At 50.2% G+C, this 17,200-nt stretch carries 14 protein-coding genes; 1 reads left to right on the forward strand and 13 read right to left on the reverse strand.

The genetic code is table 11. From position 1 onward, the window contains the following. The first annotated feature begins 337 nt into the window (after positions 1-337). Positions 338-2,833 carry a right-handed parallel beta-helix repeat-containing protein gene (locus ABEW34_RS22690; RefSeq protein ID WP_430161634.1) on the forward strand — a complete coding sequence of 832 codons (2,496 nt, stop codon included), beginning with the start codon at positions 338-340 and terminating at the stop codon, positions 2,831-2,833. 139 nt (positions 2,834-2,972) lie between these two features. On the opposite strand, the gene ABEW34_RS22695 is transcribed toward ABEW34_RS22690, so the two are convergent. From ABEW34_RS22695 to ABEW34_RS22755, 13 genes are all read right to left on the reverse strand, one after another. After that, positions 2,973-4,802: an ABC transporter ATP-binding protein gene (locus ABEW34_RS22695; RefSeq protein ID WP_430161636.1), complete on the reverse strand. Its 1,830-nt coding sequence runs from the start codon at positions 4,800-4,802 to the stop codon at positions 2,973-2,975. Beyond that, positions 4,799-5,995, reverse strand: a complete 1,197-nt coding sequence (locus ABEW34_RS22700; RefSeq protein ID WP_430161638.1) for a nucleotidyltransferase domain-containing protein — start codon at positions 5,993-5,995, stop codon at positions 4,799-4,801. Before ABEW34_RS22700 ends, ABEW34_RS22695 begins: the two co-directional genes overlap by 4 nt. After that, on the reverse strand, positions 5,979-6,464 hold the full coding sequence (locus ABEW34_RS22705) for a lasso peptide biosynthesis B2 protein (protein ID WP_430161766.1): 486 nt from the start codon (positions 6,462-6,464) through the stop codon (positions 5,979-5,981). The genes ABEW34_RS22700 and ABEW34_RS22705 overlap by 17 nt, the downstream gene beginning before the upstream one ends. Positions 6,465-6,490: 26 nt before the next feature. Further along, on the reverse strand, positions 6,491-6,832 hold the full coding sequence (locus ABEW34_RS22710; protein ID WP_430161640.1) for a lasso peptide biosynthesis PqqD family chaperone: 342 nt from the start codon (positions 6,830-6,832) through the stop codon (positions 6,491-6,493). Further along, on the reverse strand, positions 6,825-7,775 hold the full coding sequence (locus ABEW34_RS22715) for an aldolase (RefSeq protein ID WP_430161642.1): 951 nt from the start codon (positions 7,773-7,775) through the stop codon (positions 6,825-6,827). The genes ABEW34_RS22710 and ABEW34_RS22715 overlap by 8 nt, the downstream gene beginning before the upstream one ends. 175 nt (positions 7,776-7,950) lie before the next feature. Next, the gene (locus tag ABEW34_RS22720) at positions 7,951-8,115 is read right to left on the reverse strand and encodes a paeninodin family lasso peptide (protein ID WP_430161644.1); all 165 of its coding nucleotides are present in this window, start codon (positions 8,113-8,115) and stop codon (positions 7,951-7,953) included. Between the two features lie 2 nt (positions 8,116-8,117). Next, positions 8,118-10,073 (reverse strand): asparagine synthase-related protein, encoded by a 1,956-nt coding sequence (locus ABEW34_RS22725; protein WP_430161646.1) that lies wholly within the window; start codon positions 10,071-10,073, stop codon positions 8,118-8,120. 114 nt (positions 10,074-10,187) lie between these two features. Then, positions 10,188-11,525 (reverse strand): UDP-glucose dehydrogenase family protein, encoded by a 1,338-nt coding sequence (locus ABEW34_RS22730; protein ID WP_430161648.1) that lies wholly within the window; start codon positions 11,523-11,525, stop codon positions 10,188-10,190. 86 nt (positions 11,526-11,611) lie between these two features. After that, positions 11,612-12,802, reverse strand: a complete 1,191-nt coding sequence (locus tag ABEW34_RS22735; protein WP_430161650.1) for a hypothetical protein — start codon at positions 12,800-12,802, stop codon at positions 11,612-11,614. 2 nt (positions 12,803-12,804) lie between these two features. Further along, on the reverse strand, positions 12,805-14,205 hold the full coding sequence (locus ABEW34_RS22740; protein ID WP_430161652.1) for a sugar phosphate nucleotidyltransferase: 1,401 nt from the start codon (positions 14,203-14,205) through the stop codon (positions 12,805-12,807). An 18-nt stretch (positions 14,206-14,223) separates the two neighbouring features. Beyond that, entirely contained in the window at positions 14,224-15,468 is a 1,245-nt protein-coding gene (locus tag ABEW34_RS22745; protein WP_430161654.1) for a glycosyltransferase family 4 protein, read from the reverse strand. After that, positions 15,465-16,031: a putative colanic acid biosynthesis acetyltransferase gene (locus ABEW34_RS22750; RefSeq protein ID WP_046233296.1), complete on the reverse strand. Its 567-nt coding sequence runs from the start codon at positions 16,029-16,031 to the stop codon at positions 15,465-15,467. The genes ABEW34_RS22745 and ABEW34_RS22750 overlap by 4 nt, the downstream gene beginning before the upstream one ends. Next, the gene (locus ABEW34_RS22755) at positions 16,028-17,197 is read right to left on the reverse strand and encodes a glycosyltransferase family 4 protein (RefSeq protein ID WP_430161656.1); all 1,170 of its coding nucleotides are present in this window, start codon (positions 17,195-17,197) and stop codon (positions 16,028-16,030) included. The genes ABEW34_RS22750 and ABEW34_RS22755 overlap by 4 nt, the downstream gene beginning before the upstream one ends. Positions 17,198-17,200: the final 3 nt, after the last annotated feature.

The raw sequence follows: 17,200 nt of genomic DNA on the forward strand, positions 1-17,200 counted from the left end.
CTCAGACAACGCAAAAAAGCACCGTAAAGGCGCAGTTTACCTGCGGTCCTTTACGGTGCTTCCGTAGTTATCCGATTTAAGATTGAGAAAAATTTATCACGTTTAAGTGTGTACTGTCAACTGCTTTTTTCTAGAAATCCCCAGCAAGGTGCTGGCCATCCTTTGATCGTATATTTCATTTCATCGAGAGTAAAGAACAAGGACATAAGCGCATAACTTAAACAGTCAAACCTATAAAACTCACCTTGTAATACAAAAATAATATCAGATTCGGGCAATCACCTAGGTCGTTAACGCCGCAATATTCTTATTATAAACAAAGGAGGCGAATAAACCCGTGACTACGAATAAAACACCTAATTTGAGTTTATCGGATTGCGTTGGTACAGATGGCGTTGCGCGTACAGAGATGAATGTGAACTTTGAATCGATTGATGCGGAATTTGCAAAGCGCGGCACGAATCTCCTTTGGAAAGACGCTGACCCTACTGGAGCAACGGATAGCTCAGCCGCTCTGCTCAGCGCTATTGCGGAGGATTCCGATACCATCATAGTCCCAAAAGGAATATATGCGCTTCACTCCAGCGTGTCGATACCCGCCACTAAAAGGCTAGTTTTCGATCAAAATGCCCGCTTTCGTCCTAAAAAAAATATAACGCTTACGGTAAATGGCCCTGTCGATGCGGACGCTTTCGATTGGATTTTCGATCTGACATTGGGTGGAAAGATTGCTGGCTATATAAAAATTGACACGATTTATCCCCAATGGTTTGGCGCGAAAGCTGATAACGTAACCAATGACTATTTGGCCATTCAAAATGCGGAGGATATTGCAAGCACCAGCACGGCTACCGTCGTTTTCGCTGGAGAGTTCGCCATCAGCGCCTCCATTGTCAAAAAATCAAACTCCCACTGGTTCGGCTATAAGGCTAAGCTTCGGAGAATGGACAATGCCAATCCCAGTGGCATGGGCTTTACTCTCGTCTATGCCCCAGAAAACACGAAAACCTGGTCCATTCGAGGCATGGAATTTGAAGCCATCGACCACGGTACGAGACTCCTTAAAGATATTAAAACAGGCTTCTCTCCCTCCAAAAACAACTCCTGCATTGATGCTTATCACTCCCATGACTGGAATGTCAAAGACTGCGTATTCAGAAAATTTTCCCAGGGCATTATTTATCGGGGCTGCAGCAATTTTGTCATTAAAGACAATTCCTTTTATTCCGATACTGGAAAAACAATCGCTTCCATGCTTGACGGGACGTACCAGCCTTTTGGAACGTATGCTTACACGGGAGCCATTGTTTTTGGGCATTTAGGCGCTTCGCCGGAACCCCGCAAAGCCAGCAATTTCATGATTTCCGACAATTACATGGAGGTCATGGGACTCGATCTCGGCATTGACGCGCTTGCACAAACGTATGACGAGAATCCATGTATCATATCACGCAATATTATTTTGGGTGCGCAATGCTCCATACAGGTGTATAGGGGGAGCTATGCCGATCCGCTGACGGCGGAAACGTATAGAGGAAATATTCAAATTGACCTGAATCGCCTCTACGCATCATGGGAGCAGGCCATTTATATTCGAGGCACGAACAGCATCGTCGTATCCAACAACTATATTGAATATGCGGCGCAAAAGCCGGGAGGCAATGCAGATGGAGCGGGATCTTCAGTCGGAGCTATTGTGACGAGGGTGAATCCTTTCAAAACAGAGCCGCACTCGCCATTGCCTTCGGATCAGGTTGGCATTGATATTTTTAACAATCGCATTGTGAATCCTGGAAGAAACAATCAAACGATTGACGGAGCCATTCATATCAAAATCCCGAACTGCCGTGTCGTCAACAATGATATTATCCGGGAAAAAGTAAAGTTTCCAAATCTTGCGCCTGGCCCTGCGATTATCGTCGATAATAGTGAATCCCTGCTGAATGCCGATATTCGCGGCAACCGGATTGATTATTTTCAAACGGGGATTTTGTGGGCGGGCAGCCCAAAAGAGCATACCGAGGTCGAGAAATCCTCCATTGAAGGGAATATCATTAAAAATTGCGCCGGTGAAGCCATTACACTGGATACATTCCGGGTAAGCGGTACCTTGATTCGTTCCAATCGGCTGCATAATTGCACGCTTGGCCTATCCGTGCGCAACTCCCCTTATACGACGGTTGAAGACAACCATTTTAACCACTGCACCAAAGGCATCGAGCTTCGTCCCGGCAACCTCGCCAGCGACTATATCCCGCTTAAAAGTGGAAAAAAGTATACGGGCGAAGACATGGGCCTTGTTGGAGGCGGTACCATTATTGTACGAAACAACGATTTTGTCGATGTCGACACGCCTCATCTAACAACCGGGACGACGGGAAATGATTTTTATTTTCATGGACGCTGTGCAATATGGGAAGGGGATCGCATCAACAGCAGGCCGCTGCTTCCGAATCAATTTGCCGCTGCTGTTCCTTCCGCCACCTATACGGCCCGAATCTGGCATAAGCATGACCGTATTCAAAGCACGACTATTGTCAGTGGACAGGTCTATGAAAAAATTTGCATACAGCCTGGCATGTATGGCAAAGCGCCAACTAAACCGCTTACCTGCACGGTAACTAATGGTTCCGCCATTGCGACAAACGTTACCAGCGTCGCCAATATAGGCCGGGGGCAATATTTACTCGTGGGCGACAGCGTCAAATATGTGCTTGCTGTCGATTACAAAACCAATCGAATTATGTTTGACAGCGTATTTACCGCTTCCGCATCCGGCGCTGCCATAACACTCAGTCCACCGCAGTTTGTCAATCTGATCGTATGCCCTTAATTCCACAAGCACGAACAAGCGCTATATAAGCTCTGATATACCGTCAGCCAGCTAAGCAGGCTTGAAAACCGGTTTAGGATGCTTATATAGCGCTTGTCGTTATGCGTAATATATTTACTCGGTCTGCCTCTGACGAAAGTCAACCTGGCCCGCCCGCCTGAAACTCCAGCAGCTTGCTGAACGTTCCCTTGGACTCGCGATACAGCTGATTATAGCCGCCTTGCTGGATGATCCTGCCCTCTTCCAAAACGATAACCTGGTCGGCGTCACGAATCGTCGACAGACGGTGGGCAATAACAATAATCGTTAGTTTTCCCTTCAGCTGCTCAAGCGCCTGCTGAATTTTCAGCTCATTTTCGCTGTCGAGCGAACTGGTCGCCTCATCCAGTACGAGGATCGATGGCTTCCTGAGCATCGCCCGCGCCAATACGATACGCTGCCGTTCCCCGCCAGACAGCCGTACCCCGCGATCACCCACGATCGTGTCCAGTCCCCGCGGCAGCACGCGAACGAAGGCATCAGACGCCGAAAAAGCGAGCGCCTCCCACAATTGCTTCTCCGTTGCCTCCGGCAATACGAGCTTTAAATTTTCACGAATGCTGGCATTAAAAAGAAACGGGTCCTGCGAGACATAGCTGACCGCACTGCGGTAAGCAAAGCGATTGCTGTCGTCCAGCGGGGCACCGTCAAGCAGCACCGCTCCGTGCTGGGGTACAATCAGCCCGATCAACGTATCGATTAGCGTGCTTTTTCCCGCCCCAGACTTGCCGACAATTGCCGTCATGCTGTTCGCCGGGATACGCAAATTAATATGCTTCAGCGCATACGTCTCATCCTGCTCCCGATAGCGATAATACACATCTTGGCAGACCAGCTCATGCGCAAGCTTCAGCGCAGCAAGCTCTGTCCGCTCATCTGTTCGTTCTGTCCGCGCAGCAGGCTGATTCAGCTGTATCTCCTCAGCAACGCCACATTCCTTCATCAAGTCATTCAGGCTCTTGAACGCCGGGAGCGTCAGCACAATTTGCTCCATAGAGGTTTGAATGAGCGTCAGCTTCGGCCACAGCCTTGTAAAAATCAGCACAATTAATGTGAGCTGGGCTACCCCAACCTGCAGAACCTGCACCGATAAAAATACGCAGCCCGCAATCATCAATGCTGAGATACTTTTAAATAGGAGCTGGCTATTGGATTGCAGCTTCACAAACTGCACATTATTGTGCTCCATTTGCTGCGTCAGCTTGCTGAACCAGGACAGATGGCTTTCCTCCAGCCGATTGCTTTTGATCTCCTTAATGCCATTGAAATGATCCGTTATGCCCGCCACATAGCTCTGCGACAGCTCCGTCAATCGGGTGCCAAGCGACCTTGCCCCTCGCGTATACTTACGTGAGAACAAGCTGAGCAGGCCGCCGCAAACTAAAATAAGCAGTGTTAGCTGATACGACAAATAAAACGCCAGCCCGATCTGCACAAGGGTAAAAATCCCCGTCGTAACTAAACGCAGCGAGAGCTGCATGCCCTGATTAACCCGGGAAAGCTCGGAAGACAAAATATGATTGAAGTCCGACTTGCGCTTGCCGAGAAAAAAAGCCCAGTTCGATTGCAGCAGCGCCTGATAAATATCCATCCGCAATTTCGTTACAAAGCTTTGAAGCAGGGCAAAGCCCTGATTCGTCTGCTGTCTTTGCAGCAGGCCCTGCCCAACATTAATGCCAATGAATATAGCCAATACAGCGACAAGCAGCAGCTCCTGCGGCAGCTCGCCAAGCCAGTCACTGACCTGCGGCATGACCGGCAAGCTTGCGCTTTGCACATCAAATAAACCGATGATGCCCAGCAGCGGTATTAAGACGAGCAGCCCTACGCCCTCAAGCGAGCTGACAAGCATAATACCCAGCATGTTCAGATACAGCTTCTTTCCTGCAAATTGATGCAGCTTCTTCATATATAGCAAAATCGGTTTCATATACTCACCCTTTTGCGAGGCTGCTTGAGCCTGCGATAAAAATACAGAAACGGCCGCAGCGGAAAATAAAGAAAATGCAGTCCCTTAGGCAAAGGCAGCGTCTGCGCATCCCAGGCACTTGGATAAAGCTTGCCGATGAAATGGGTCAGCTTCTCCCGGCTTGTCAGCAGCATAAAGGTATAACGCTTATAAAGCAGCGCCATCTTTTTCTCCTCCGGAATCGGGCTAATCGTAATGCTCTCCTGAATAAATGGAAAAATGCAGCGGACAAGCCTATGCGCAAGCGGGCTGTCGGCCAACGGCAGCAGCTCCCGGGGAAGCCTCACCCCAAGCAGCTCCCGCGCCAAAACAAGCGCCTGCCCTACGGCCGCCGCCCCTCCGTTTCTACGCGTTTCCTCCATCAGCGATTCGCCGCCATCCTCGCAGGCGGAAGCAAGCTGGGCAATATCATGCAGCCAGCGCAGCCGGAACCAGCCATGTCTTGCCCCATGGCTGACGAGATAATGAAACAGATGCTCCGGCCCCAAATAGGGGATCGGACTCCCCGTCTGCTCATAGATTCTGCGCTGCGCCCAAAGCTGCTCAAAGGATGTTTCCTTAACCGCATCAGGGCTTAGTCGCCAGTGCAGCTCAATTTGCGTATGATTGGCCGTATGTTCAAAGCAGCTATGATGCGTTTTCCACTTTAAATCATTAAACAAGCGCGGCGCTGGGTCCCGATCATAATAACCAAGCTCTTCAAGCACCGCCTCGGCCCGGTCAACATCCTCTATGGGTACTAAAATATCCAAGTCCTTGCTCGTGCGCTGGGAAATATCGCCGTACAGCTCATGAGCAATAACTGGCCCTTTCAATTGCAAGGAGCGGATGCCGTGCTCTGCCAAAGCCGCTACAACCCGCTGCATCTCGGCGCTGAGCCTCAGCATCATCAGCGTATTGGCGTAATAATCCTGCTGGAGCGTCTGCAGCACCGAATTCGGCAGCACCGGCTTCGCAAGCTGCTTCAGCTTTAAATAGAGGCTTGGATATACGCGGTGATGTCGTGCCAAATCGATAATCTTCTCTCCATTCAGCCTGCTGCCAGCCCAGCGGCGGCCAATGACTGCCGGATCGGCATTCGGATGCAAGCACTCGAGAATAAATTGCAATTCGAGCGGAAGGTTGGCCACTTCCCATTCATACGTTTTGTCCATAGCGATGCTCCTTCTTCCGCTTAATCTGATTACCGAACAAGCCAACGACGGTGAAACGTCCCATTTCCTCCACGCCCGTTATGTAGTAGGGGCCGCTGCGAAGCCAAGCATGGGCAATCAGTTTGCCTGATGCGTCCTTGGCTGTGCCCAAATAGAGCGTGCTCGCTATTTTTCTGCGTTTCAGCAGCTTCATCGCGGCGATTCCCTTAACGAGACATTCGCTTTCCCACCAAGTATAGCGGCTCATCTGCCGTATCGCTTTCGCCACCTCACCGAGCATCTGCTCATGCTCCGCTACCCGCTCATAGGGCGTCTCCTTCATCGGAACACCTAGCGTAGGAGCAACTTTAGCGAAGGGAATCAGTTTGAGAAGGCGCGCCCAGGCGAGCAGCATATAGGCTTCGAACAGAAGCAGCTTGCTGCGAAGCGGAAGCGCGATGAAATGGCTCCATTTTTTAAGCAAAACGATCGAACCGCCCTTCCTTGAACTATTCGCTAGCCTGCCGTATCCCCTGCTCCGCCACCCTGTGCGCCTGCATGCGAGACAGGCTCAAGCAGTCCTTCCGCATAAAGGTCCTGTAAAAAGTCTGCCACCTGCTGGTCGCATGCCGCTGGCTCCACTTCATACTCTTTGAGCAATTGAGCAACAATGTCGCGGCGTGTCACGGGTGACGCCGTCCGCTCCCAAATGATGCCGCCCAGCTTGCCCATGTTATAATATTTGCCCGAAGACAGGCTTAACAGCACTTTATCGCCATCCATATCAGTAGCCAAATGACCTTCTGTCCGCTGGATAATCTGTTCAGGCTGCAGAAGCGGTCTAGCTTGTTTAGACATTTGCCTCACGTCCTTTCTGAGTCGCTGCCAGTATTAAATCAACCATTTCATAAGCGGAAAATGCCCCTTCTGCGGGACGCTGCAATTGATAAGCCTGCACGGTTGCTGCAAGCCGAACAGTGGCAGAAAAATGCCAATTTTGAAGCTTTAAAGGTGCGATTAGAAAATGTCGGAAGGTGTGGTTCAGCAATACAGGCAGCTTTGCTAGCGAATGCAGCTGTGCTAGCGATACCGCATTTGCTTCTGTGCGCGAAAGCTCAAATACGGCGGCGAGTGGAAGTGGATAGGATAGGAAGCTGGCAGATAACGGAACAGCGAATTTAGATACGGAATAGGCCAGCGGCTTGTAAAGCTGACTCGTTCTTCCGAGCTGCTCGACGCTTTGCTGCCACAGCTTTTGCTGCGGATAGGAGGGCATGACAATAGACGCGCCATTTGCGCCAGCCTCCGGTTCCTTTAAGGCAATTACATCATCACTAAGCAAGGGATAGCCACGGTCTATAAAAGCTGCGGCCAGCGTCGACTTTCCTGCCCCAGAGTCTCCTACGAAGGCATAGGCCTTGCCGTCTATGGCTATGGCGCTCCCATGCAGCGGCAGCTGCTTTCTTTGCAGGAGCAGCGCTCCTACGCATGTTCCGAGCAGGTAAAGCCGGAGCCTGCCCTCATCCATGTTTTCGCATGGCGCCACAATAATCCGTTTGCCCTCTTGAATGCAGAAGCTTGCGACCTCGTGAATATAAAAAAATAATTTTGCGCCGTGAACAGCGTAATGATCCTGCGTTTGATCCAAAATCGGCCACGTAAATTCTGGCTTGGCCAGCTCTATTTCAACATCTGCAAGCGCTTCCGAATTTGCCGAAGCAAGCAGCTCAGGAAGCTCGATTTCACTCCTGATGCGGAGGCCGAAAGCGTCGTAGATTGCTTTTTTCCCCATTAATATCATCGCGTTCACCCTTATATGAATAAAATCGCGTTGCTTCAAGCCATCAATCAAATACAAGGTGAAACCTATGCTTTCCTATATTTGTACAAAATCAACAAAGTCCTTGTACAAGGTTATCTTGCTGTATAAGGACCTTGTTGATCACTTTTACTGCATAAGTATAATGGATTTATTTCTAGGAAAAGGAAACGCCTGGATCGATAGGGAACGGAGTTGGGTCATCTGTAATATCGAAGTCCCCCGCTTTTACAAAATCAATGTAACGTGTACCTACACCAGCCATCGTCTCGCTCACTTGCAGCGTTTCGAGAACCGGAGCTTGCCATTGTTGTTTTTCCATGTTTATTCACCTCCTTTCAAATGAAACTGCTGCACAAATCGGCAGGCCACCAAGCAATGCAATAAATAACGGCTGTTTAAATCAACCGCGTATTCCGGCTTTGGTGCTGAGCCCACCTGCGCAAGCGATGCCTTCATCTGTTCTACATTGAAAAACTGCGCAAGATAAGGGTCCTCGCAATAGTGACGCAGCTCCTCTACAAATGTTGACCAAACCGGCGTCATTCGGTGAACCCAATCTGCCGCTTGAATGCCTCGCACCCGCTGGTTTAGCCGAATTTGATCGGGCAAATAGCTCGCCGTAGACTCGCGAATTAAAGCACGGTCGTAGCCATCATGAACGTATTGCTCAATCGGAACAGACAAGCAGAACTTCACAACCCGCGGATCACTGGTCGGGTCCCGTTCCCACAGCTCGTAGTTAAGCGATAGCTTCGTACGCTGCGTACCACTCATATTGGTCATCGCCATATCCTGAAAAGGCCCCGGCTGCGCTTTAATCGCATCTTTTTCAAAAACGCTGCCGGCTCCTGCCTGCCGCTCCTTCAATCTGGCAAAGACGTTCATCCGCTTGGCAAAATCCGGATTGATCATGAGCGGCATCTCCTGCTGCCCATGATTCTGATCCTGAGGAAACAGCTTCGGATAGGCGTTTTTCCCAACATAATACATAATCCGTTTGCGCCCGACTGCCTTGCGCTTGCCGAACATCGTCACTTCCCGGTACAGCCGCAGCCATTGCAGCCGCTTGAGAAGCAAGGAATAATAATCGATAGCAGGACCCCACGAAATCGAATGGTTCCCCATTGCTCCCGTGAGCAAAATGCCCATTCCCTGCTGATGCGACTGCTCGTAAACCCCTTTAATCCAAAATGAATTTTCTACAAATTTAAAGGGAATCTCCAGCATTTCCAGCCATTCATCCGCTTCCGACAGCGGACTGCGGCCCTGCAAATCCAAATATTGATCGGCAATATTGCCGACAAACCCTACGGTTTCCTGGATAAAGGGACGTTCGTCTGCCATATGCCGCCTGGACGTCCAATCCTGAAAGTCCGGCTCTGGCACATAACTGAAGGTATGCAGCTGCTTTTGCTGCGCCTGCAGCGATTTCGCCGCGAAGCTGACGACCGAGCCGGAATCGAGGCCGCCGCTAAGCGTTGCGCCTACCTTCCGAAACGTCCTCATCCTGGCATTGACCGCTTCCTGAAAAACCTCCTGAAAAGCCTCCGTATACTCCTCGCGCCGCTTCAGCCGCAGCTGCTCTGGGGGCTCGATCTTGCTGTGCTGCCAAAAATCGAGCTGTCCGTCCATTATGCGAAAAGCATGACCCGGCGGCACCTGGCGAATATGCTCATAGGGCGTTGCGAACAGGTCGCTCGACTCATGAACAATAGCAACTGCCAAATAATCGGCGAGCCAGCTTTCATTCAGCTTTTTCTCTACATGATGGGCAGCAAGCAAGGGAGCAATGGTGGTGCAAAAGGAGCTTTGCTGGGCATCAGAGTGGATATACAGCGTACGGCTGCCGAACAGATCGGTCGCACCGAATAGCAGGGATTTACGCTGATCCCAAATGATGAAGGCGTAGTCGCCAATTAAATAACGCGGCGCTTCCTCTCCCCATTTGGCATAGGCCAGCATAATCAGCTCGCTATCCGGCATGCGGGCTCGCCGCTCGCGATCGATGAGCAGCTGCTCCCACAGAAAAGGACGATTATCGATCATGGCGTCAGCCGTAATCGTTAGTCCCAGCTCAGCTGCGTGAAAGGGCTGCGGCTGTCCGACCGATTCAGGCGTAATCCACTGGGCATGGCAGCCTAGGAAAACGCGGCCGTCATGCCAAGTATCGACGGCATCCGCTGGATATTTTTGCAAGGCTTGCATTAGGCGCAACCCCGCTTCTACAGAAACGGGAGCTTCGGATTTCTTCTGATAAATAGCGGCGATTGCGCTCATGCGGTACCTCTTTTCTTTTTGATACTAACTGTATTTATTATAGCATATAAAGATACATTTTGTATCATTTTTATTAAAATAATTGTGCGTTTTTTTCCTATGCTTCACCATTTTTCACAGCGACAATAATGGTTTTTGTTCTTTTACTCCATGGTTCATATTGGGACGGCCCACCGAATAATAAATGAGCTGCGTATTGGCTAGTTCATGCTCACTATAAATGTTGCGCCCATCAATGAGATTAGGCGTTCTCAGCCAGGATTGAATACTTAGCGGTTTAATATCGCGGAATTCCTTCCATTCAGTCAAAATGCATAGAGCATCCGCCTGAATAGCCGCTTCCTCCGCCTCTGCGCAATAGACGACGCCCGATTCGCCAAATTGCTGGCGAAAATTAGCCGTCGCTATCGGATCGTAGGCTTTGACATTTGCCCCCCGCTTTACCAGCGCGTCAATAATTTCAAAGGCTGGGGCATCGCGCACATCATCCGTTTCCGGCTTGAATGCCAGGCCCCAAATCGCAATGGTGCGGCCCGTCAAATCGCCAAGTGAGGCTTCCAGCTTGCGAATGACGTTAAAGCGCTGGTCGCGATTCACATCTACGACCGATTTAAGCAGCTTGAAGTCATAATCCATCTGTCCGGCAATTTGAATAAGCGCCTGCGTATCCTTTGGGAAACAGGAACCCCCGTAGCCTATTCCGGCTTTCAAGAAAGATGAGCCAATTCGCTGATCATAACCCATTCCTTCCGCTACCTCGGTCACATCTGCGCCTACCTTCTCGCAAATGTTGGCAATTTCATTAATGAAGGAAATTTTGGCAGCGAGGAAAGCGTTGGAGGCATATTTAATCATTTCGGCGCTGCGAATATCGGTGCTCATAATGTGCTCGGTGAGCGGCCTATGCAGCTCTGTTAAATACTTGCGTGCCGTCTCCCCTGATGTGCCAATGACAATCCGGTCGGGGTGAAGCGTATCTTGAACCGCTGTGCCTTCCCGGAGAAATTCTGGTACGGAAGCGACCTCGAACGGAAAAGCAGTCTGGCTGGCTATAATCGTCTGAATATGCTCATTCGTGCCGACTGGCACCGTGCTTTTGGTCGCAATAATTTTAAAGCCATTCATCGCCAGGCCGATTTCGCGGGCAGCCTGCTCAATGTAGTTCAAATTCGCTTTGCCGCTTGGGAGCGATGGCGTCCCTACCGCAATAATAATAATGTCGGATTTCCTCACCGCTTCCGGCAAATCCGTAGTAAATTGCAAGCGTCCCTCCGATTTATTGCTCGCTATGAGCTCTTTCAAGCCCGGCTCATAAATCGGCACCTCCCCTTTATTCAACAAGGCAACCTTCTCCTTCAGGTGGTCAACGCAGATGACATCGTTGCCCAGTTCCGAGAAGCATACGCCCGATACTAAACCCACATAACCCGTTCCAATTACAGCAAGCTTCATGCTGCCCACTCCTCTCTATATGCAGCCCAGACGCTTGATCGGACTGCTGCTTTATATACTTTTCCACTAATAACCAACTCAAAATGCTAAACCGTCGAGCGATAGATACGAATGGCATTCGTTTCATCGGCAAGCTGCTCAATCCACTGGACAATCTGGTATTTACGCCGCTCATTCATGGCGATTGAAGCGCCGCGGCTCCATCCTTCCATTGTTAGCTGCGAGAAGCTTTGCTGTAGGTTAAGCTCTATTAGAGCCTCCCAAGTAACCAGCATATGCGGATGCTTGCCCTGCAATGCTAGAATCGTATTCCGATCCTCCGTCATGGATGTCCTGACCAGCACAATCAAAGGTTTCCCGAGCGTGACCGCCTCTCCGACTACACCCCAGCCTGGCTTCGAAATGATGAGATCCGCCGCCGCCGCGTAATTTTGCGATTCGGTGTAGCCTTGCGGAATTTGGAAAATATTCGGCCCACTCACCCGCATATTTTCCGATATGATAAATACACAGGAGTGATCGTTCCACAGAGAAAGCGAGTCTAGCGCTTCTGTCTCTATTCCCATGCCTAGGGCAAAATAAACGATCGTTTTGCTGCCGTCCGGATTCAGCTCCCGCACGATCCGCTGCACCTCAGCAGCTTGCGGCGTTCGGCAATAAAAGCCTGTCTCCAGCCCGCTTCCCGCTGCCCATTCCCGTTCCTCCATGCCCGATCCCGCTAGCGGAATAAAATAGTCCAGCTGTTCATAAGCCTGGCGCAGCGGAGCCAACAGCTCCTGCTCCACAAAAGACGCATATGCGGTTTGCCAAGTGAAGTTGGATATGCCCACCGATTTCACTCCCGCAAGCGCGGCTGCGGCAATCGGAATTGGAGAAATATCGGAAATGACCATGTCCAGCCGCTCACTCCTCATAAAATCAGCTTCCCGCCTTACCTCAGCTGAAAATGCCGCCATATATGGCGCGTAACCAAGCCTAAACCTTTCTTGATCGGGCTCAACCGAGCCGGTTCCTCCGCCAAGCACATAGCCAAGATCGGATGAACAGCTGCGGAACTCTATCCGTTCCGGGCTATATTCAGCGCTGTATTCCGCTAATGAAGCCTGAAGAAAGGCAAGCGTTTTGCCCGAGCAGATTATTAGCCGATAACGCCGCGGCGAATAAAGCAGCAGCGTTCGAATAAGCGCAATGCTGCGCGTTGCATGGCCATAGCCATAATCTGAAATATAGTACCCAAGCGTTGTTAAACGGCCGTTCGTGCCGCGAGCGCCAAGCATGGTTATACCTTAATGCAATGCTCGGACACTTCGTCCCAGGTATGATAAATTTCCACAACCTGATTGCGCTCCTCGGACATGCCGCTTTGCACGACAATAATCTCAAGCTCCGTCAATGCACGGATGCTGTGCAGCATCTTCATCGGAATATGCAACACATTTCCAGCTCCGACGCGCATAAAATTGCCATTTTGAATAAACTCCCCACTGCCTTTGACGATGGTCCATACTTCCTCGCGCGCCGAATGCAGGCGATAGCTGAGGTTTTTGCCGAGCTGAATGCCTACGCGCTTCGTGGATACGCAGCGGCCATCCTCATAAGTGCGGTCGTCAAGCACTCTGATCCAGCCCCATTGGCGCTCGATATACATCGGCCCCTGGTCGGAGCTGATAAAATCTTTAATGCGCGGGCTCGCGCTTTTATCCGTCACCAATATGCCATCGGGACTCACCGCGACTACAACATTTGACAAGCCGAGAATGGAAACGGGGATATCGATTTCATTAATAAGATGCGTATTAATGCAATCCTCGCTGATGATGCCTCTGCCTATTTGCTTGTTCTGCATTTCTTCGGTCAGCGTATTCCACGTGCCAAGGTCTTTCCAGTAGCCCTCATAAGGCAGAACGACGATGCTCGTCGCCTTCTCGACTACTTCATAATCAAAGCTGATTTTCGGCAGCAGCTGGTATTGCTTCGCAAGCTCCTCATATTGAATAGGCAGCCCTCTGCTTGCCAGCAGCTCAATTACATAACCCAGCTTGAAGGCAAAAACGCCGCAATTCCAGAAGGCATTGTCTGCAATAAGCCGCTCAGCGATTTCCTCCGTCGGTTTTTCCCGGAAGTGACTGACCGCAACATATTCACTGTCTGTCTTGCTTGCCATTACCGTACCCGCCACTGCTGAACTCGCCTTTTCCGGTATAATATAGCCGTATTTGGATGACGGATACGTTGGTTTCACGCCAATGAGCGCAATCTCGGCATCGGAGCGGTTCAGAACATCCTCCAGCTGCTTTACCGCTTCAAAAAAGTGGCTTTCCACATAGGGATCAACGGGCAAAATCGCCACTGCCTCATCCAGCCCTACTCCCGCATGGGAATATAAATAGGTGGCGGCAAGCGATATGGCCGCGAACGTATCCCGCCGATCCGGCTCGATAATGAGCGGAACGTCCAGTGAAATTTGGGTCTGCATCATTTCGATCTGGGCCTGGCTCGTCGCAATATAGCTGGAATCGCCCAAGCCATTTTCATTAATTTGGCCCCATACACGCTGCACCATGGAAACCATTTCCTGATTCTCATTTTCCAGCACCTTCAGAAACTGCTTCGATCTCGCATCATTTGATAACGGCCATAGACGCTTGCCTGAACCTCCGGACAATAATACCAGCTTCATCATGGATTCCTCCCCTTCTTATATAGAAAGCAGCAGCTTGCGATACTTATTAAGCGATATTTCCTTGCGCAAATGCGCCTCCAAATAATCCCGGCCACTGAGCCCCAGCTCCTCCAGCTCCGCGCCGCCAAGCTCAATCATCGCATTCAGCTTTCGCGCAATATCCATATACTGCTGAGGCTCCGCCACGATGCCGCAGCCGCTCTCTTCAATAATCCGGTACGCCTCGCTGCCCTGCTCCAATACACCTAGAACCGGCTTGCCTGCTGCCATGACACCATAAATTTTGCTCGGAACCGACACGCCCTTGATGCCCTTCTGGTTCACGACGAGATGCATATCCGCCGCATTAAGCGAATACCTGAGCTGCTCCTTTGGCTGAAAAGGCAAAAAGGCTACATTCGCGAGCCGCTCCCGCTGCACATAATCCTGCATCTGCTTCTTTACAGCTCCTTCGCCGATGAAGGCGAAAATAACATCCGGGTAATCCCGAAACCGGCTCGCAAGCTCCACCAGATTTTCCAAGTCATAATACAGGCCTAAATTTCCGGAATACATAATAACGAATTTATTTTGCCAATCATGCTCGCGAAGAAACGCTTGAACCTGTGGATGCTCCTTGGACAGCGGAATAATTTCCTCTTCATTCGTCCAGTTGTTAATGACCGTATTATCCGTCACTCTCCGGCTGGCAAAGCGTTTAAGAAGGGTATCCTGCATGTCATAGCCAACCGTAATAATATGATCGGCGTATTTGCAGTTCAGGGTGTCCACCCAGCGCGCCAGCCCGAGCACCGCTTTATTGTTCATATAACCTGCGGCTGCTGCCTGCTCAGGGTTGAAATCCTGAATGTTGTAAATATGCTTGGAGCGCTTAAGCGTCTTGCCAATGGTTCCGATCAATCCGCCCAAAATCGGCGGCTGCGATATCGTATAAATGAAATGAACCTTTTTCTGCTTCAGCAGCTGAATATTGGCATGAAAAAAGTAGGATGCGATATAACGCAGCCTACTCAGCTTGTTACGCTTATCTACCTTAGGCAGACGAATGCGAATAATTTGAATGCCCTCTAACTGGTCATAGACGACCCGTCGTTTGTCACCGGCAGCTTCCGCTTCCTTCTCACCCTGCTCGGACTGTGCTGCGATGACCGTAATGTTGAAATCATCCTGCAAATATAAGCACAGCTCCGTCAGCAGCTGCCCCGTTGAAGCGAAATCAGGATAAAAATAATTTATTACGAATACGATATTAGGCTTCATGCCATGACCTCTTTCGCGAATCGCTCTCTTAAATATTGCGCCGGATAACCGGCATGAATCTCATTGGCCGGGATGCTTTTCAGCACCGTGCTTCTTGCTGCCGCAACGGCCATTTCATGCAGGATGACGCCGGGATAAACGAATACATCGCTCGCCACCCAAGCGCCATCTTTAATGACAATCGGCCGGACTTCCAGCGAAAAAGCTGGATCATTGATTTTATGGCTGCCTGTGCATAAATAAGCATTTTGTGAAATGACGCAGTGGCTGCCCACTTCAATTTCATCCAAGCTATAAAACTGGACATGATCACCGATCCAGGAAAAATCGCCAATGCTGACCTTCCAAGGATACGTGAACTTTGCCGTTGATCGAATTAATACGTCCTTGCCGATATTCGCGCCAAACAGACGAAGCAGAAAGCTTCGCCACGCATACATATTGTGCAGGGAAAACCGGAACAGCGTGCCTTGAATGAGCCACCATAACAGAACATACGCGCCGCTTCTGCCCCTTGAATAACCAGCCTGCTCGTACTGGTCCAAGCGAATGAGATTTTTCATCCGATTTTCAACAACTCCTCATAAACCTCCGTCGTTCGTTTCACATATTGCTCCCGGGTGAAGGATTGCTGGAGCAGCGAATAGCCTTCTTCTCCCATCAGCTTGTAATTTTGTTCAAAAATGCTCGTTATCGCCTTTTGAAGCGCCAGCTCATCCTGCGGCGGAACGAGCAGGCCGTTCGCCCCACTCAGCATTTCTGGCACGCCGCCAACATCGGTCGCTACTATTGGCAGCGAAGCCGCCATCGCTTCCAGCAGCACCGTCGGAAAAATATCATAGACTGACGGCAGCACGAACAAATCCGCCTGCTGCAGCAAATCGGCAACATCTCTGCGCATGCCGAGGAAATGCACATTGTCGAGCTTATATTGCTGGGCCATGGCAAGTAAGCCTTGCTTGTATTCCTGATCCGTATCGAAAGCAACATCGCCTACGATGACAAAATGCAGATTTTGCTCGACTTTCTTCCTCTTCATCAGGTGCGCAGCCTTGAGCAAATATTCAATGCCTTTCATCGGCGACAGCCTTGCCACCGTAATGACGATGCGGTCTGTCTCGGCCAAGTTCAGCTCCTCACGCAGCAAGCTGTGGGCCGTTTCACTAGGCGCGGGGGTCGCGGAAGGCGCGATCACCTCAATGCCATTATGAATTTTAATCAGCTTCTTTGACGTATGGCCGCCCCATTGAAACATGATTTTGCTGCGTTCGCATAAGACGATAATGCGGTCATTAAACAGATGGTCCAAATAGCCGACAAATTTATAGGCGATTAGCGGCTTTCTAGGAAGCTCATGGACAGTTTGCAGCGTCGGAATACCGAGCATTTTACCGACAATATTGCCGCCAATGACTTCCATTTTATGCGAATGAATAAGCTTAATTTGATACTGCTTGACGATTTTTCGAAGTGCGCGCATTGATTTTACCAATTTAACCATATTGCGAAAATAATAAAGCGCATCGGTCGGCTTGCCGAAGACGGCAAGGGCTGCGAACAGCACCGTTGCTCCGCTCGCCTCATATTTTTCCACATAAGGGCTCCATTCCGGCAGCACCACATAAGGCTTGTATTTCGCCTGATCCAGACCTTGAACCAGCTGCAGCAGCACCGTATCTACACCGCCAACATGGCTTGCATACGGCTGAATATAAAGAATATTTTCCACTTT

This window comes from Paenibacillus algorifonticola (assembly GCF_050481745.1).
GTDB lineage: Bacteria > Bacillota > Bacilli > Paenibacillales > Paenibacillaceae > Pristimantibacillus > Pristimantibacillus algorifonticola_A.

Coding starts and splice junctions, on each gene's coding strand:
- ABEW34_RS22695 (WP_430161636.1), bottom strand. CDS start 4,802: ATGAAACCGATTTTGCTATATATGAAGAAGCTGCATCAATTTGCAGGA.
- ABEW34_RS22700 (WP_430161638.1), bottom strand. CDS start 5,995: ATGGACAAAACGTATGAATGGGAAGTGGCCAACCTTCCGCTCGAATTG.
- ABEW34_RS22710 (WP_430161640.1), bottom strand. CDS start 6,832: ATGTCTAAACAAGCTAGACCGCTTCTGCAGCCTGAACAGATTATCCAG.
- ABEW34_RS22715 (WP_430161642.1), bottom strand. CDS start 7,775: ATGATATTAATGGGGAAAAAAGCAATCTACGACGCTTTCGGCCTCCGC.
- ABEW34_RS22720 (WP_430161644.1), bottom strand. CDS start 8,115: ATGGAAAAACAACAATGGCAAGCTCCGGTTCTCGAAACGCTGCAAGTG.
- ABEW34_RS22725 (WP_430161646.1), bottom strand. CDS start 10,073: ATGAGCGCAATCGCCGCTATTTATCAGAAGAAATCCGAAGCTCCCGTT.
- ABEW34_RS22730 (WP_430161648.1), bottom strand. CDS start 11,525: ATGAAGCTTGCTGTAATTGGAACGGGTTATGTGGGTTTAGTATCGGGC.
- ABEW34_RS22735 (WP_430161650.1), bottom strand. CDS start 12,802: ATGCTTGGCGCTCGCGGCACGAACGGCCGTTTAACAACGCTTGGGTAC.
- ABEW34_RS22740 (WP_430161652.1), bottom strand. CDS start 14,205: ATGAAGCTGGTATTATTGTCCGGAGGTTCAGGCAAGCGTCTATGGCCG.
- ABEW34_RS22745 (WP_430161654.1), bottom strand. CDS start 15,468: ATGAAGCCTAATATCGTATTCGTAATAAATTATTTTTATCCTGATTTC.
- ABEW34_RS22750 (WP_046233296.1), bottom strand. CDS start 16,031: ATGAAAAATCTCATTCGCTTGGACCAGTACGAGCAGGCTGGTTATTCA.